The following is a 16940-nucleotide window of genomic DNA, read 5'->3' as shown; positions in this document are numbered from 1 at the left end:
CCGGCCTCTACAGCCAGCCCCGCTTCTTGAAGATGACGTACAGACTCGTGCACACCACCGCCATCAGCAGCACCGCGAACGGATAACCGGCCGCCCAGTGCAGCTCCGGCATGTGGTCGAAGTTCATTCCGTAGATGGTGCCGACCAGCGTCGGGGCGAACAGGATGGCCGCCCAGGACGAGATCTTCTTGATCTCCTCGTTCTGGGCGAAACCCGCCTCGGCCAGCGCCCGCATCTCCGCGTTCTGCTGCTGGGTGACCAGGGTCGCGTTGACGGTGAGGATCTCGGTCAGGGCCTGGCGGAAGCCGTCCACGCGTTCGCTGGTGTGGGTGACGTGGTCGGCGACGTCCCGCAGGTGGCGCTGGAGCTCCTCGTCCGTACCGTACTTGGCGAAACCGGCCATCAGGTTGTGCAGCATGCCGACCAGGGGGCGGGTGGCGCGCTGGAACTCGACCATCTCGCGCGAGAGTTCGTAGATGCGGCGGGACACCTCGGGGTCGCCCCGGAACACCTCCGTCTCGATCTCGTCGATGTCGTTCTGGACGCCCGCCACAACAGGGGCGTAACCGTCGACGACCGCGTCGAGGATGGCGTACAGCACCGCCTCGGGGCCGAGGGCCAGGAGTTCGGGCGTCTCCTCCATGCGGCGGCGGACGGCGGAGAGGTCGGGGGCGGCGCCGTGGCGGACCGTGATGAGGAAGTCGGGGCCCAGGAACACGTGCAGCTCGCCGAAGTCGACCTCCTCCTGCGCGTCGAGGTACCGGGCGGCGCGCAGGACGACGAACAGGGTGTCGCCGTACCGTTCGAGCTTCGGCCGCTGGTGGGCCTCCATGGCGTCCTCCACGGCCAGCTCATGGAGGTCGAACTCGGCGGCCAGGGAGAGCAGTTCCGCCTCGGACGGGCGGTGCAGCCCTATCCAGGCCATGCCGTCCGGCTCGTCGCGCAGCAGGCGGAACGTCTCGGCGAGGGTGCCGGGGGACGCGACCTTGCGGCCGTCCCGGTACAGGGAGGCCTGGACCACGCTCGGCCGCCCGGGCGACGGGGCGAGGGCAGTGGCGGTGGCCGTCGTGCGGGCCGGCTCGGGCGCCGTGGAGCGCCGCCGCCGGTTCGGCTTCTTCGAAGGCAGGGTCATACGGGTCTCACCTCCCGGATCGAACGATATACGTCCCGGTTTGCGCGGGCATGACGGGCCCGGGACCATGTTGAGGACAGTAGCTGTCCTCAAGGGTGCGTAGCGTGCGGTGCATGGTCTCCCGGAACACGCCCGTGCTCACCGCCCGCGCCCTCAACCGCGCCACCCTGGCACGGCAGCTCCTGCTGCGTCGTACCCCCATGCCGGCGGAACACGCAGTCGCCCACCTCGTCGGTCTCCAGGCCCAGAACACCAAGCCGCCCTACTACGCCCTCGCCGCCCGCCTCGCGGACTTCCGCCCCGAGGAGCTGTCCACCCTGATGGAGGCGCGCGCGGTGGCCCGGATCGTCACCATGCGGTCCACCATCCACACCCACACCGCCGACGACGTCCTCGCCCTGCGCCCGCTCGTCCAGCCCGCGCGCGACCGCGAGGTCGGGCTCTTCCGCAAGGGGCTCGTGGGGGTGGACCTGGACCGGCTCCGTACGGTCGCCCGCGAACTGGTGGAGGAGCGGCCCCGTACGCCGAAGGAGATCCGCGAGGCGCTGCTGGAGGAGTGGCCGGACGCCGACCCGCTCGGCCTGACCGTCGCCGCCCGCTGCCTGCTGCCGCTCGTGCAGGTCACCCCGCGCGGCCTGTGGGGCCGCAGCGGCCAGGTGGCCCTCACCACCGCCGAGGCGTGGCTCGGAAGGTCCGCCGACCGGCCGGCGACCGCGGACGAGACCGTCCTGCGCTACCTCGCCGCCTTCGGGCCCGCGTCCGTCAAGGACATGCAGACCTGGTCGGGCCTGACCCGGCTGCGCGACGCCTTCGAACGGCTGCGGCCCGGGCTGCTGACCCTCCAGGACGAGTACGGGGCCGAACTCTTCGACCTGCCCGACGCGCCCCGCCCCGACCCCGGCACGCCCGCCCCGCCGCGCCTGCTGCCGGAGTTCGACAACCTGCTGCTCTCGCACGCCGACCGCCGGCGCGTCGTACCGCAGGAGCACAAGGAGCGCACGTGGAAGGGGAACCAGGCGTACCGCACCTTCCTCGTCGACGGGTTCCTCGCCGGGATCTGGCGCCCGGAGGAGACGAAGGAGCGGGTGACGGTGACATTGCAGCCGTTCGGCACGCTCACCCGGGAGCAGCGCGCCGCCCTGGAGGAGGAGGCGCAGCGCACGACGGCCGTGGTCTCCCCGGGCAGGACGTGCGACGTGCGGTTCGGGACCGTCTGACGGCGGTGGGGGCGGCGGCCCGGCCGGCCGCGCCCCGCCCGCTGTCGCCCCCCCGCCCGGCCGCCGCCTTCCGCGCGTACCTCGATCCATTGCCGAGCAGGCTGGACACGCTGAACACGGTGCGCCGACTGCCGTACGGACCGTCCGTGCGGACCATCCGTGCGGGGCGGGTCCCGCACGTCCCGACGACTGGACCGTGTCTCTTCGGTGTGTTGGTCGGTTGATCGAATATGCCTCTCCAATTAGAAATCACCGATGCGGCCCGGGCCGGCATCGCGACACGGGTGCCGGCCGGCCCGGCCCGCGGCCCACGCCGGGCGGACCACCGCCGGCCCCTCGGGGCGATCGCGTGGCAGCACCGCACCCGCTCGCCGCTCCCGAGGGGGAACGCCCCGGTGGCGCGGGCACGGGGCGGGGCCGGCGGGACGGGCCGGACGTGAGCGGGCGCGGTACGACCGGCCGGGCCGCTCCGGCGGGACGGGGCCGGGCGTGAGCGACCAGGACCTCGCGCTGCCGTACGCGGCGACGGAGGACGGGCCGCGCCCGGAGCCGCTGCGTGCGGGGCCCGGCGTGCAGGGCCGGGACGGCGGTGACCCGGCGCGTGCGGTGCCGCGGCACGTGGCCTGCGTGATGGACGGCAACGGCCGCTGGGCGCAGCGGCGTTCGCTTCCCCGGACGGAGGGCCACCGGGCCGCGGAGACCACCGTCATCGACATCATCGAGGCGGCCCGGGCCGCCGGTGTCGAGTGGCTCAGCCTGTACGCCTTCTCCACCGAGAACTGGAACCGTCCCGGCACCGAGGTCGACTACCTGATGCGCCTGGTCCGGCGGGTCGTGCGGAAACACGCACCGCTGCTGCTGGCCCGCGGCATCCGCTGCCGATTCCTCGGGGTCGCCGACCCGCGCATCCCCCGTGAGCTGGCCAGGGACTTCGACGACCTCGCGACGCTGACCGCCGACAACCGCGGGATGACGCTGACCGTCGCCTTCGACCACGGCGGGCGCCGGGACATCGTCGAGGCCGCGAGGTCGCTGATCCGCAGCGGGACGCCCGCCGACGAGGTGACCGAGCGGATCTTCGCGGACCACCTGCCGTTCCCCGACACCCCCGACGTGGACCTGGTCATCCGCACCTCCGGCGAGCAGCGCATCTCCAACTTCATGCTCTGGCAGGTCGCCTACGCCGAGTGGGTCTTCCCCGAGGTGCTCTGGCCGGACTTCCGGGCCCCCGACTTCCTCACCTGTCTGCACACCTACCGGTGCCGCGACCGCCGCTTCGGCGGCGTACCGCCCCGGACGAACGGAGACCACCCATCATGACCACCGGAACCACCGGAAGCACCGGAGCCACCGGAACCACCGAAAGCACCGGCGAGGCGCCCCTGTTCGGTCCCGCCTCGCAGTTCCACGCCTTCTTCGACGACCCGCGCTGGGCGCTGGCCATGATCCGCGCCACGGTGCTGGAAGCCGCCCACCCGCAGATCGGCGCCGCCCTCGTCGACAACTCCACCTTCGTGGCCCACCCGTGGCGTCGGCTGCGCAACACCTTCCTCAGCATGCGGCGCATGTTCGGCCCCGACCCGGCGGCACGCGAACGGGAGGCCGCCCGGCTCAACCGGCTGCACGCCCGCATGAGCGGCTCCGACGCCCGCGGCCGCGCCTACGACGCGATGGACCGCCCGACCCGCGCCTGGGTGGTCGCCACCCTCTTCGAGAGCGCCGTCACCATGTGCCGGCTGAGCGGCCAGCCGCTCGACCAGGACACGATGGAGCGGATGTACGCGGAGTACCGCGCGTTCCTCGCCGCACTCGACGGCGACGCCGCGGAACTCCCGGAGGACCTGCACGACTTCTGGCGGTACTTCGACCGGGTCGTCGAGAACGAACTGGAGAACACCGAGGCGGCCCGCGTCATCCTCTACCGGCTCTTCGACCACCTGCCCGCCCCGGCGCTGCTGACCGGCGCCCCGACACTGTGGGCGGCCGGCCGGGCCGTCGTCGGGCCGCTCCTCGGCGCGATCACCGTCGCCTCCCTCCCCGAGGCATACCGGCGCCGGGCCGGTCTGCCGGAGATGCCCGGCGCCCCGACCCTGATGCAGGGCGCCTACCTGACCGCGGGACTCGCCCGGTTCCTGCCCAAGGGCTGGATCGACGCCGAGAACATCATCGAGATCCTCTCCCTCTCACCCGGCAGCGACGACCCCCGCGCCCGGACCGTGACCGCCCTGTACGCCCGTATGAAGCGCGCATCCGCCCTGCTCCGCCTCCTCGCACCGCTGGGCGGCGACCCGGAACCCGGCCCGGCACCGGCCACCGGCACGGGCGAGGGCCGGCGGTCGGCGGAGGAGTTCTTCCGCCAGGTGCTGGACCAGACCGGCGACGGCCACCTCGACTGGCCCGACCTCGCCGCCATGGCCCGCGAACTCTCCACCCGCCTCGACCTGGACGAACCCGAGGAGACCCGGCTCTACGACGCCTTCGCCGCCTGGTGGCGCGAACTCCAGGCCGCCCTCGACACCGACGGCGACGGCCGCGTCAGCGTCGACGAGTACGCCGCCGCCGTCCCCTCCCTCGCCGGACCCGCGCTCATCCGTGTCGCCGAGGTGCTCTTCGACGCCACCGACAAGGACGGCAGCGGGACCATCGACGCCGACGAGTACCGGACCCTGTTCCGCACCGCCTTCCACCGCGACCTCGCCACCGCCGGCGGCACCTACGGCCGGAGCGCCTTCGTGGGCGACTTCCTCTCGTTCATGTCGGGCCGCCGCACGAGCACCCCGTACGACCCGCTCCTCGCCGACGCCTAGGCGTATCCGGCAGCGGGCGGTGGGGGCGGGACGACGGTGGAGTCCACCGAGACGTCCGGTCCCGCATCGCATCGGTGACCGGTCGGTCGGACGGACCCGTCCGACCGACCGGTCCACCGTGAGGGTCGCTTCAGTCCGCCCGGCCCGTCGCCGCGACCGTCACCCCCAGGCCGATCATCGCGCAGCCGCCCGCCCCGCCCACCATCGACAGGCGCCGGTCCGAGCGGGCGAACCAGCCCCGGGCCGCCGCCGCGCCCAGCCCCCACAACGTGTCGGTGACCAGACCGATGCCGATGGGCACCAGGCCCAGGAGCAGCATCTGCGCCGGCACCCCGCCCGCCGCGTGGTCCACGAACTGGGGCAGCACCGCCGCGAAGAAGACGATGCCCTTCGGGTTGGTGACCCCGACGACGACGCCGTCCACGAGCGTGCGGAGGTCACCCCGCGCCGCGGCGGGCTGCGGCGTGTCCCGCAGGGCGGCCCTCATGGCGCCGCGGTGCCGGAAGGCCTGCACGCCCAGGAGGATCAGGTAGGCCGCGCCCGTCAGCTTCACCGCCGTGAACACGGCCGCCGACCGCTCCACCACCGCACCCACCCCCAGGGCCACGGCCACCACCAGGACGTACGAGCCCAGCACGTTGCCGAGCACCGTCGCCATCGCGGTACGGCGGCCGTGTGCGAGGGCGCGGCCGATCACGAACAGCACGCTCGGGCCGGGGATCACGATCACGAGCACGGACATCGCCGCGAAGGTCAGCACACGGTCGGGGGACACCATGGCCCCACCCTAGGCACGGACGCACCGGGGCGACAGGCCCCGCACCCCCGGGGCGCGGTCGGGCGGGGCCTCCGTCTCCCCGGGCGTGCGCACCGCTCCTTCGCCCCCGTTCCGGGGTAGTGAGCCTGGGTCACCGATCACACGATGCCGGCGGCGGTCCCGGTGACGGTCCCGGCGACGAGGAGGACGCATGGCGCAGAGCGGCGCGACACGGGAGTTCCGGGCGGCGCGGGACTTCCTGCTGCGGCACCGGGAGGACTACGAGGCGGCGTACGCGGGCTTCGCCTGGCCCCGGCCCGCCCGCTTCAACTGGGCGCTGGACTGGTTCGACGTCATCGCCGAGGGCAACGAAAACACCGCGCTGCACATCGTCGAGGAGGACGGTACCGGGACGCGGCTGAGCTTCGCCGAGCTGCGCACCCGCTCCGACCGGGTCGCCAACTGGCTGCGCGGGCTGGGGGTCCGGCCCGGGGACCGGATCGTGGTGATGCTCGGCAACCAGGTCGAGCTGTGGGAGACCGCCCTCGCCGCGATGAAGCTGCGGGCGGTCGTCATCCCCGCCACCCCGCTGCTCGGCGCTGCCGACCTCGCCGACCGCGTCGGGCGAGGCCGGGCGCGGCACGTGATCGTACGGGCCGAGGACACCGGCAAGTTCGACGCGGTGCCGGGGAACTACACGCCCGTCGCCGTCGGGGGACGCGTACCGCACTGGATCGCCTACGAGGAAGCGTACGGCGCCTGCACACCCTTCGTCCCGGACGCCGAGACCTCCGCCGACGACCCCCTGATGCTGTACTTCACCTCCGGCACCACCGCCCGCCCCAAACTCGTCGAGCACACCCACACCTCGTACCCCATCGGCCATCTGTCGACGATGTACTGGATCGGGCTGCGGCCGGGTGACGTGCACCTCAACATCTCCTCGCCCGGCTGGGCCAAGCACGCCTGGTCCAACCTCTTCGCGCCGTGGAACGCCGAGGCGACGGTCTTCATCCACAACTACACGCGTTTCGACGCCGCCCGCCTGATGGCCGCGATGGACCGGCACGGGGTCACCTCCTTCTGCGCCCCGCCCACGGTGTGGCGGATGCTGATCCAGGCCGACCTGTCGGCGCTGCGCACCCCGCCCCGGGAGGTCGTGGCCGCCGGCGAGCCGCTGAACCCGGAGGTCATCGAGGCGGTGCGGCGGGCCTGGGGGGTGACGATCCGGGACGGCTTCGGGCAGACCGAGACGGCCGTGCAGGTCTCCAACAGCCCCGGGCAACCGCTGAAGGCGGGCTCCATGGGCCGGCCCGGTCCCGGCTTCCGCATCGAGCTGCTCGATCCGGTGACGGGGAAGCCGGGCGCGGAGGAGGGCGAGATCGCCGTCGACCTGTCGACCGACCCCGTGGGCGTGATGACCGGGTACCACGGTGATCCGGAGCGGACGGCCGAGGCGATGGCGGGCGGCTACTACCGCACCGGGGACATCGGCTCGCGCGACGCGGACGGGTACGTGACGTACGTGGGCCGGAGCGACGACGTCTTCAAGGCCTCCGACTACAAGATCTCGCCGTTCGAGCTGGAGAGCGCGCTGCTGGAGCACGAGGCGGTGGCGGAGGCGGCGGTGGTCCCGGCGCCCGACCCGGTGCGGCTCGCGGTGCCGAAGGCGTACGTCGTCCTCGCCGACGGCTGGGAGCCGGGCCCGGAGACGGCGCGGGCGCTGTTCGCGCACTCGCGCGCGGTCCTCGCCCCGTACAAGCGCATCCGCCGCATCGAGTTCGCCGAGCTGCCCAAGACCGTGTCGGGGAAGATCCGCCGGATCGAGCTGCGGGAGCGTACGGCGGCGGGGTCGGCGGCCGAGTACGCGGAGGGGGACACGGCGTGAGCCCGCGGTGACCGCCCGGCGGGCCGGGCGGTCACCGAACACCGCCGGACCGGCCCGGTGGGTGTCTCAGGCGCCCCCCGTCAGGCGCCCCGGGCGACGAGCTCGTCGGCGGCGCCGTTGACCGGCTGGGGGGTGCCGGTGAGGTCCATGACGAAGAGGGGCAGCCGCAGCCGGTCGGCGCGGGCGCGGGCCCGGTCCTCGTACCCGGCGAGGGAGAACGACACGCTCGTCGCCGACGCGGCGAGGCCGGTCAGCCACAGGCACTCGACGGCGCGCAGCGACGTGGGCCGCGTCGTCGGGTCGACCTGGGCGACCAGGCCGGGGCCGCGCAGGTCCACGCCGAATCCGCCGCCGGTCGCCGTGCCCGAGTGGTCCTCGGGCTGGACGACGTCGCGGAAGCCGAGCCACCGCAGGTAGAGCGCGGCGGTGGTGACCGCGTCGCGCGCGGTGCGGATGGTCACCGGCCGGAAGGACGGGCGGGGCACGGCGGCGGTGCGGGGCAGCGGGATGTGCGCCGGCACGGTCGACACCCCGGTCGTGGAGGCGGTCGCGGCGGGCGGCGGGCCCGGAGGGCCGGATCCGGCCGTGGGGGAGGGCTGCTGCGGTACGGCGGTGACCGGGCGCACCGGAACGCGCAGCACCGTGCCGCAGGGGCAGCCCAGTTCGGGCTGCGGCCACTGGTCCCGGCGCCCGCACTGGCCGCACCGGACGGTGACCCACTCGTCGGTCCAGGTGCGGTGGGTGATCGGCTCGGCGGGGGCGCCCCTGAGCAGGGGCGGGACGACGGGGGCTCCGCACGGGCACGGGTAGACGGGCGGCGCGTAGCCGTGGGTCCGGCGGCAGGCCGGGCAGCGTACCGGGACGTTCTCTCCCACGTATGACCCCCTTCGTTCCGTGACCCATCGTCCACCAACGGCGACGTCTTGGGGAGGGAGTTCGGCCATCCCTTGACTGCGTCTCGCCCACGGCCTAGATTGCTTCCGTATAGCAGAACAATACTTCCGCATTACGGAATCGAAGCTCTCAGGTGGCGCGACAGAGCCGAATCCGCTGGCCGAAGCAGGAGCCCCCATGCCTCGTATGACCGCCGCCCGAGCGGCAGTTGAGATCCTCAAGCGCGAAGGCGTCACCAACGCGTTCGGTGTGCCGGGCGCGGCGATCAACCCCTTCTACAAGGCCCTCAAGGAGGGCGGTGGGATCAGCCACACGCTCGCCCGCCACGTCGAGGGCGCCTCCCACATGGCGGAGGGCTACACCCGCGCCAAAGCCGGCAACATCGGTGTCTGCATCGGTACGTCCGGCCCGGCCGGCACCGACATGATCACCGGCCTGTACTCGGCGATCGCCGACTCGATCCCGATCCTCTGCATCACCGGCCAGGCCCCGGTCTCCAAGCTCCACAAGGAGGACTTCCAGGCCGTCGACATCGCGTCGATCGCGAAGCCGGTCACCAAGGCCGCCACGACCGTCCTGGAGGCCGCGCAGGTCCCGGGCGTCTTCCAGCAGGCCTTCCACCTGATGCGCTCGGGCCGCCCCGGACCGGTCCTCATCGACCTGCCGATCGACGTCCAGCAGACCGAGATCGAATTCGACCCGGAGACCTACGAGCCGCTGCCGGTCCACAAGCCGCGGGCCACCCGCGCCCAGGCCGAGAAGGCCCTCCGGTTCCTCCTGGAGTCCGAGCGCCCGCTGATCGTCGCCGGCGGCGGCATCATCAACGCCGACGCCTCCGACCTGCTGGTCGAGTTCGCCGAGCTGACCGGCGTCCCGGTCATCTCCACCCTCATGGGCTGGGGCACCATCCCGGACGACCACGAGCTCAGCGCCGGCATGGTCGGCGTCCAGACCGCGCACCGCTACGGCAACGCGACCTTCCTGGAGTCGGACTTCGTCCTCGGCATCGGCAACCGCTGGGCCAACCGCCACACCGGCTACAACATGGACGCCTACACCCAGGGGCGGAAGTTCGTCCACGTCGACGTCGAGCCCACCCAGATCGGCAAGATCTTCGCCCCGGACTACGGCATCGCGTCCGACGCCCGGGCCGCGCTCGAACTCTTCATCGAGGTGGCGAAGGAACTCAAGGCCGAGGGCCGGCTGCCGGACTTCGCCGCCTGGGCCGCCTCCACCCAGGAGCGCAAGGCCACCCTGCAGCGCCGCACGCACTTCGACAACATCCCGATCAAGCCGCAGCGCGTGTACGAGGAGATGAACAAGGCCTTCGGCCCGGAGACGCGGTACGTCACCACCATCGGCCTCTCCCAGATCGCCGCCGCGCAATTCCTGCACGTCTACCGGCCGCGCCACTGGATCAACTGCGGTCAGGCCGGCCCGCTCGGCTGGACCATCCCGGCCGCGATCGGTGCCGCCGTCGCCGACCCGGAGACCCCGATCGTCGCGCTCTCCGGCGACTACGACTTCCAGTTCATGATCGAGGAACTGGCGGTCGCCGCCCAGCACAAGGTCCCCTACGTCCACGTCCTGGTGAACAACGCCTACCTCGGGCTGATCCGCCAGGCGCAGGTCAACCTGGACATCAACTTCCAGGTCAACCTGGAGTTCGAGAACATCAACACCCCGGAGCTCGGCGTCTACGGCGTCGACCACGTCAAGGTCGCCGAGGGCCTGGGCGTCAAGGCCATCCGGGTCACCGACCCGAACGAGCTGGGCGCCGCCCTGGAGGAGGCCAAGAAGCTCGCCGCCGAGTACCAGGTCCCGGTCGTCGTCGAGGCCATCCTGGAGCGCGTCACCAACATCGCGATGAGCAAGACGGTCGACATGAGCAACGTCACCGAGTTCGAGGAGCTCGCCACCGAGCCGGGCCACGCCCCCACGGCGATCCGCCCCCTCGTCTGACAACGCCCGCGTCCGACGCGCAGCACCGCACGGCCCCCGCCCCGGTATCCCCGGGGCGGGGGCCGTCCCGCGTCCCGCGTCGTCAGGAGGACCAGCGCAGGGCGCGCAGCACGCGCCAGGTGACCGTCGCCGGCCGGTCGGCCAGGATCTCCACCCGTAACACCTCGTTGGTGTCCAGCAGGCCGTTACGGGTCACGGCGACGTTCAGGATCCCGTTCGCGCCGATCGTGCCGCAGTCGATGGGCAGGTCGTAGGAACGGTGCTCGGTGGTGAGGTGGTAGTCGTAGAACCGCATGGTGATGCGCGTGCCGGCCTGGCCCTTGACCGTGGCGTACGTGGTCGCGGAGAAGGAGCACGGGCCCTGCAGCAGCGCGGCGTCGTTCGCCATGGCCAACTGCTTGTACTTGCCCGCTTCGAGGGCGGGCCCGCCCTGCTGGGTCTCGTTGATGACGGTCGGCATGGGGTCCTCCTGTGACTGGCCGCTCGCCCGGGCGACGATCCCGGGGAAGACGACGTTCTTGAACTGGCGCACCCGGGCGTCACCGGGACAGGCCGTCCCGCCGCTCGACCACGCCGCGTGCAGCCGGTGGTAGCCGTAACCGGGATCCGACGCGCTGCGGCAGATCCGCAGCGGGATGCCGTGCCGCTGGTGCAGCCACACCCCCAGCCGGATCAGCTGCTCGACCTGCCGGTCGGTCCAGGGGTCGGTGTGCTGGAGGTTGGACGCCGTCTCGATCGACACCGCGCCGGTGCCGTCCGGGCGCCGGTTCGCCTGGTAGTTGGCGTCCGCGCGCGTCTCGGTGCCGATGTACTGCCCGAGGTCGCCGTCGTACCCGAGGCCGAAGTGGCTCTCGAGTGAGCTAGTCTGCCAGTATTCGTAGATCCTCTGCGCAGTCCACGGCGCGGCAAGGCTGTGCAGGATGAACTGCGTCGGCCTGATAGCGGGTTGCTGATCGCTCTCGGGTTGCAGCTCCAGTCTTTGCGCGAACGGGCACCAGGCCATCAGGGTGCCTCCTCTGTCTCGGCAACGTCCTCTCGGGGGACATCGGTATGGATGAACTCACTTGTGGCGTCGAGGGCTGTGGTCGTCCTGTGCGGGTGGTCGCTCGGGGGTGGTGCGCGATGCACTATCGGCGGTGGCAGACCCATGGAGAGACAGGCCCCGCGGCGGCGCACCGCGTGCACGCCGGCCCTACCGTGACGGCCCGGCGCTGTGAGTTTCCCGGGTGCACCCGGAAGTACATGAGCAGGGGCCTGTGCGCGAGCCACAACTGGCAACGGGACGCGGGTCGAGAGCTGACCGCGCTGCCGGACCGGAGGCATGCCAAGCCTCATGACCGGAACCCGCAGGGCGAGAAGTAGTGTCGTACCTGCCTTGCCTGGCTCTCTCCGGACATGTTCCATCGCAACGCCCGGGCCAAGGACGGGTTGCAGGGGCATTGCCGGAGCTGTGCGAGGGACGCCCAGCGCAAGGCGCTGTACAAACTGCCTCCTGGCCGCTACGCGGAAATGCTCGCGAGCCAGGGGGGCACCTGTGCCATCTGTGGGCGGCCCGACGGCGAGGGACGCGCTCTGTCCGTCGACCACGATCACGGCTGCTGCCCCGATGGTGACAGGACGTGCGGGAAGTGCGTCCGAGGTCTGGTGTGCGGCGCGTGCAACCACGGGCTCGGCAAATTCCGTGACAGCCCGGAACTACTGCGAGCCGCGGCCGCGTACCTGGAGCGGCACGCCTCGCAATAACGCTGCACCGCACCGTCCCCGTCGGCACGCCAGTACTCGTACATCCGGCGCGCGGTCCAGGGAGCGGCGATGCTGTGCAGGATGAACCGGGTGGGCCGGATCGCCGCCTGGGCGTCCGACTCTGGCTGCAACTCCATGCGGGTCGCAGCGGGATACCACGCCATGGCCCCCCTTTCCGGAGCACTGACGATGACACGGAGTGAACGTTTGCTCGGGTTATACCCACCCTGCGTAACCGTCACCCATGCGAGCATCGCCGAATCCTGGGTACCCGGCCTTCATGGCAGACGTTGTGGACGCTGACGAACTGCTCCGCCGCATCCGGGTCACCCGGGACTGGGCACACCGGCAGGAGCAGCAGGCACCGGACGAGATGACCGCGGCGGCCTACGAGGCGGTGAGGAGGGCCCTGGAGAAACTGATCGACCCGTCCTCGGGCTAGAGGACGAGGGAACGGCTCGGCCCCGCCCGGGCGCTGTTCCGGACGGGGCCGATCACGGTCCGCAGCACGCAGCAGCCAGCAGCGCGGTCAAGGACGTGTTCCACGGTAGGGGGTGCCACTGACAGTGGGGGGTGGAGCGGCGGTTCGTCGGGCACGGAAGAAGAGCGCGGAGCCGGGGGACCGTAAACCCCGACTCCGCGCTCCGGCTCTTCTGTTGGTGTGGAGTTGTGGCCGTCCGACGGTGCGAGGCTGGCGCGACAGGACGTTCGCACCGCCGGACGGGGGTCGTGGGGAGGTGGTTCGGCGCTGGGACCGCGGCGGCGGCGACGGAGTTCCGGCCGGCCTTCCTTCAGGTCAAGAAGGGGGACGGACTTCCTCACCACCGCACTGGCACGCTCGCCGCCGCGGTCCTCATGCCGTCCGTACCGTTGGCCACCCCTCATCCGGGCCAAGCGGTGCGGACTGCGTACGGCTTCCGACCTCCCGTCAGGAGCCGTACGCGGTCTGGGGTCTCAGTCCTCGCGCAGGGCGCGGACCGCCTCCTCGACGCGCCTGCCGTAGTCCGGGTCGGCGGCGTGGAAGTGGGCCAGGTTCTTCTCGATGACGTCCTCGCGGGAGACCTGCGACAGGCCGCCGGCGATGTTCGCCACGAGGCGGGACTTCTCCTCCTCCGACATCAGCCGGTACAGCTCGCCCGCCTGGAAGAAGTCGTCGTCCTTCACGTGCTGCGGGGCCGCGTGCGTGCCGGTGTACCCGGCGACGGCCAGCGGGGCGGAGAGCGCGGCGTCGGTCTGGGCCGGACCGGAGTACGAGTTGGGCTCGTAGTTCTTGTCGTGGCGCGAGCCGTTGCGGGTGGCCATCAGGCCGTCGCGGCCGTAGTTGTCGGCCACCGCCGCCTTCGGGGCGTTCACCGGCAGCTGGGTGTGGTTGACGCCGAGGCGGTAGCGGTGGGCGTCCGCGTAGGCGAAGAGGCGGCCCTGGAGCATCTTGTCCGGGGACGGGCCGATGCCGGGGACGAAGTTGTTCGGGGAGAACGCGGCCTGCTCGACCTCGGCGAAGACGTTGTCGGGGTTGCGGTCGAGGACCAGGCGGCCGACGCGCTGGAGCGGGTAGTCGGCGTGCGGCCACACCTTGGTGAGGTCGAACGGGTTGAAGCGGTAGTCCGCCGCCTCGTGCGCCGGCATGATCTGCACGTACAGCGTCCACGAGGGGTTCACACCGCGCTCGATGGCCTGGAGCAGGTCGGTCTGGTGCGAGTTGGCGTCCTTGCCGACCACCTCGGCGGCCTGCTCGGACGACAGGCAGCGGATGCCCTGGTTCGTCTTGAAGTGGTACTTGACGAAGAAGGCCTCGCCCTGGGCGTTCGTCCACTGGTAGGTGTGCGAGCCGTAGCCGTTCATGTGGCGGTACGAGGCGGGGATGCCGCGGTCGCCCATCAGCCAGGTTATCTGGTGCGTGGCCTCGGGGGCGTGCGCCCAGAAGTCCCAGACGTTGTCCGGCTCCTGCTTGCCCGTGAACGGGTCGCGCTTCTGCGAGTGGATGAAGTCGGGGAACTTGATCGGGTCCTTGATGAAGAACACCGGGGTGTTGTTGCCGACGAGGTCGTAGTTGCCCTCCTCGGTGTAGAACTTCACCGCGAAGCCGCGCGGGTCGCGCACCGCGTCGGCGCCGCCGAGGGAGTCGGCGACGGTGGAGAAGCGGAGGAACAGCTCCGTGCGCTTGCCGACCTGGCCCAGGAAGTCCGCCTTGGTGTAGGCGGTGACGTCGTCGGTGACCTCGAAGTAGCCGTACGCACCGGAACCGCGGGCGTGCACGACGCGCTCCGGGATGCGCTCACGGTTGAAGCGGGCGAGCTTCTCCAGCAGGTGCTGGTCCTGGAGGAGGAGCGGGCCACCGACGCCGGCGGTGGCGGAGTTCTGGTTGTCGGCGACGGGGGCGCCGGACTCGGTCGTAAGCACGCGCTTCGACATCGTGACCTTCCGATACGTACGGGGCTGCTGGCGGTGCGAGGAGCGTAAGTACGGCCTCGAGCTCACGTCAACAGTTTGTTGAAAGTGAAGAGGGTGTTCCGGGCGGCGCCGTCGCCTGGGCGCGACAGGACAGGTGTCAGCGACGACACCGCCCGGAGATCGGGGGGAGCCGGAAGGCTCAGACCTGCGAGCCGGAGAGGCGCTCGACGGCGCGCAGCAGCGCGGAGTGGTCCAGCCCGCCGTCGCCCTGGGCGCGCAGCGAGGCGACCAGCTGGGCGACCACGGCGCCGACCGGGAGCGCGGCACCGACGTTGCGGGCGGCGTCGGTCACGATGCCCATGTCCTTGTGGTGCAGGTCGATGCGGAAGCCGGGGGCGAAGTCCCGGTTCAGGAAGTTGTCCTTCTTGCGGGTGAGCACGGTCGAGCCGGCGAGGCCGCCGTTGAGGACGTCCAGGGCCGCCTTGAGGTCGACACCGGACTTCTCCAGGAAGACCACGGCCTCGGCGCACGCCTGGATGTTGACGGCGACGATCAGCTGGTTGGCGGCCTTCACCGTCTGGCCGGAGCCGTGCGGGCCGCACAGGACGATGGTCTTGCCGAGCGCTTCGAGGATCGGCAGCGCGGCGTCGAAGTCGGCCTGCTCGCCGCCGACCATGATCGACAGAACGGCCTCGATGGCGCCGGCCTCACCGCCGGACACCGGGGCGTCCAGTACCCGGATGCCCTTGTCGGCGGCGGCCTTGGCCAGGTCGACGGAGGTCTGCGGGGTGATCGAGGACATGTCGATCAGCAGGGCGCCCCGCCTGGCGTTCTCGAGGATGCCCTCGGGGCCGTAGGCGATGGCCTCGACCTGCGGGGACGCGGGGACCATGGTGATGATCACGTCCGCGTCGGCGACCGCCTCGGCGATCGACTTCGCGGCCGTGCCGCCGGCCTTCGCCAGCCGGTCCAGTTTGTCCTGCTCCAGCGTGTAGCCGGTGACCGGGTAGCCGGCCTTCAGCAGGTTCTCGGACATGGGCGAGCCCATGATGCCGAGACCGATCCACGCGATCCTGGGGAGCGTGCTCATGAGGGTACCTCTCTCAAAGCTGTTGTACGTGAAGTCAGTTGGCCGCGCGCTGCGGCCGCGGAAGCCACTCGAAGCTCTCCGCGCTCGGGCGGTCGCCGGCCTTGTACTCCAGGCCGACCCAGCCCTCGTAACCGGCCTTCTTCAGGCGGTCGAGGAGCCCGGCGAGGTCGAGGTCGCCGGTGCCCGGCGCGCCGCGGCCCGGGTTGTCGGCGATCTGGACGTGGCCGGTCCTGGCGGTGTACTTCTCGATGACCTCGGGCAGGTCCTCGCCGTTCATCGACAGGTGGTAGAGGTCCAGCAGGAACTTGGCGTTGCCGAGTCCCGTGGCCGCGTTGACCCGGTCGACGACCTCGATCGCGGCCGGGGCGCTCACCAGCGGGTAGCGCGGCGACTCCGGCTTGTTCAGTGCCTCGATCAGGAGGATCGCGCCGATCCGGTCGGCCGCGCGGGCGGCGAGGACCAGGTTCTCCAGCGCCAGCTCGTCCTGTGCGGCCGGGTCGACGCCGTCGACGCGGTTGCCGTACAGGGCGTTGAGCGCCTTGCAGCCGACGGAGGCGGCGAAGTCCGCGGCCACGTCGATGTTGGTGCGGAAGCGGTCCGACTCCTCACCGGGGACGGACAGGGCGCCGCGGTCCGGACCGGGCAGCTGTCCGGCGTAGAAGTTCAGGCCGACCAGCTGGGTGCCGGCGTCGTCCAGAGCCTTCTTCAGGGCGTCGAGCTCGCTCTGGTCGGGCGTCGGCGTCTCGATCCAGGGCCACCACAGCTCGACCGCGGTGAAGCCGGCCGCGGCGGCGGCCGCGGGGCGCTCCAGGAGCGGGAGTTCGGTGAAGAGGATCGACAGGTTCACATTGAAGCGCTGGTCCGTGTATCCCATGAGGGGTTCGGCGCTCCTTCCGTATTGCGGAAGTTCGTTTCTGCTTAACGGAAGATTGCCTGTCGGGGAGGAGGGCTGTCAAGAGCGCCGCTCAAAAAAGGCGCCTTCCGGGCGATGCCCCGAAAGGTGCCCCGGGCGCTTGTACGGCGCTACAGTCGCCGCCCGTCGTCACCGCCGTGACCTGC

14 protein-coding genes are annotated in these 16940 nt (G+C 71.5%); 7 read left to right on the top strand and 7 right to left on the bottom strand.

Annotation, left to right across the window (positions count from 1 at the left end; all coding sequences use genetic code 11):
• Positions 1–7: 7 nt before the first annotated feature.
• A complete protein-coding gene (locus A4V12_RS08545) occupies positions 8–1132 on the bottom strand; it encodes a magnesium and cobalt transport protein CorA (protein WP_064068639.1) in 1125 nt (374 codons plus the stop codon).
• Positions 1133–1245: 113 nt separating this feature from the next.
• Here A4V12_RS08545 and A4V12_RS08540 point away from each other — a divergent pair, with 113 nt between their 5' ends.
• The 3 genes from A4V12_RS08540 to A4V12_RS08530 all read left to right on the top strand — a co-directional run bounded on the left by A4V12_RS08540 (position 1246) and on the right by A4V12_RS08530 (position 5156).
• Positions 1246–2349, top strand: a complete 1104-nt coding sequence (locus A4V12_RS08540) for a winged helix DNA-binding domain-containing protein (protein WP_064068638.1) — start codon at positions 1246–1248, stop codon at positions 2347–2349.
• A 570-nt stretch (positions 2350–2919) separates the two neighbouring features.
• Positions 2920–3669, top strand: coding sequence for a polyprenyl diphosphate synthase (uppS, locus tag A4V12_RS08535; RefSeq protein WP_267893185.1), 750 nt, complete (start codon positions 2920–2922; stop codon positions 3667–3669).
• Positions 3666–5156: an oxygenase MpaB family protein gene (locus A4V12_RS08530; protein WP_064068637.1), complete on the top strand. Its 1491-nt coding sequence runs from the start codon at positions 3666–3668 to the stop codon at positions 5154–5156. The genes uppS and A4V12_RS08530 overlap by 4 nt, the downstream gene beginning before the upstream one ends.
• 130 nt (positions 5157–5286) lie before the next feature.
• Here the strand turns inward: A4V12_RS08530 and A4V12_RS08525 are convergent, their stop codons facing one another.
• Positions 5287–5934, bottom strand: a complete 648-nt coding sequence (locus tag A4V12_RS08525; RefSeq protein WP_064068636.1) for a LysE family translocator — start codon at positions 5932–5934, stop codon at positions 5287–5289.
• Positions 5935–6124: 190 nt separating this feature from the next.
• Here A4V12_RS08525 and A4V12_RS08520 point away from each other — a divergent pair, with 190 nt between their 5' ends.
• Positions 6125–7801: an AMP-binding protein gene (locus A4V12_RS08520; RefSeq protein WP_064068635.1), complete on the top strand. Its 1677-nt coding sequence runs from the start codon at positions 6125–6127 to the stop codon at positions 7799–7801.
• Positions 7802–7881: 80 nt separating this feature from the next.
• On the opposite strand, the gene A4V12_RS08515 is transcribed toward A4V12_RS08520, so the two are convergent.
• The gene (locus tag A4V12_RS08515; RefSeq protein ID WP_064068634.1) at positions 7882–8676 is read right to left on the bottom strand and encodes a hypothetical protein; all 795 of its coding nucleotides are present in this window, start codon (positions 8674–8676) and stop codon (positions 7882–7884) included.
• A 196-nt stretch (positions 8677–8872) separates the two neighbouring features.
• Here A4V12_RS08515 and gcl point away from each other — a divergent pair, with 196 nt between their 5' ends.
• On the top strand, positions 8873–10657 hold the full coding sequence (gene gcl / locus A4V12_RS08510; RefSeq protein WP_064068633.1) for a glyoxylate carboligase: 1785 nt from the start codon (positions 8873–8875) through the stop codon (positions 10655–10657).
• An 82-nt stretch (positions 10658–10739) separates the two neighbouring features.
• Here gcl and A4V12_RS38425 read toward each other — a convergent pair whose 3' ends face one another.
• On the bottom strand, positions 10740–11660 hold the full coding sequence (locus A4V12_RS38425; protein ID WP_079136909.1) for a peptidoglycan recognition protein family protein: 921 nt from the start codon (positions 11658–11660) through the stop codon (positions 10740–10742).
• A gap of 392 nt (positions 11661–12052) precedes the next feature.
• Here A4V12_RS38425 and A4V12_RS39705 point away from each other — a divergent pair, with 392 nt between their 5' ends.
• The gene (locus A4V12_RS39705; protein ID WP_079136908.1) at positions 12053–12400 is read left to right on the top strand and encodes an endonuclease VII domain-containing protein; all 348 of its coding nucleotides are present in this window, start codon (positions 12053–12055) and stop codon (positions 12398–12400) included.
• Between the two features lie 280 nt (positions 12401–12680).
• Positions 12681–12842, top strand: coding sequence for a hypothetical protein (locus A4V12_RS37970; RefSeq protein ID WP_199831243.1), 162 nt, complete (start codon positions 12681–12683; stop codon positions 12840–12842).
• 512 nt (positions 12843–13354) lie between these two features.
• On the opposite strand, the gene A4V12_RS08495 is transcribed toward A4V12_RS37970, so the two are convergent.
• The 3 genes from A4V12_RS08495 to A4V12_RS08485 all read right to left on the bottom strand — a co-directional run bounded on the left by A4V12_RS08495 (position 13355) and on the right by A4V12_RS08485 (position 16755).
• Positions 13355–14812, bottom strand: coding sequence for a catalase (locus A4V12_RS08495; protein ID WP_064068631.1), 1458 nt, complete (start codon positions 14810–14812; stop codon positions 13355–13357).
• 178 nt (positions 14813–14990) lie between these two features.
• The gene (locus tag A4V12_RS08490) at positions 14991–15881 is read right to left on the bottom strand and encodes a 2-hydroxy-3-oxopropionate reductase (protein WP_064068630.1); all 891 of its coding nucleotides are present in this window, start codon (positions 15879–15881) and stop codon (positions 14991–14993) included.
• A 34-nt stretch (positions 15882–15915) separates the two neighbouring features.
• The gene (locus tag A4V12_RS08485; protein WP_064068629.1) at positions 15916–16755 is read right to left on the bottom strand and encodes a TIM barrel protein; all 840 of its coding nucleotides are present in this window, start codon (positions 16753–16755) and stop codon (positions 15916–15918) included.
• Positions 16756–16940: the final 185 nt, after the last annotated feature.

The organism is Streptomyces noursei (genome assembly GCF_001646665.1).
In the GTDB taxonomy this organism is placed as follows: Bacteria; Actinomycetota; Actinomycetes; order Streptomycetales; family Streptomycetaceae; genus Streptomyces; species Streptomyces lavendulocolor.
The sequence above is the reverse complement of the archived record's forward strand: the minus strand, read 5'-3'. Positions and strand labels throughout refer to the sequence as shown.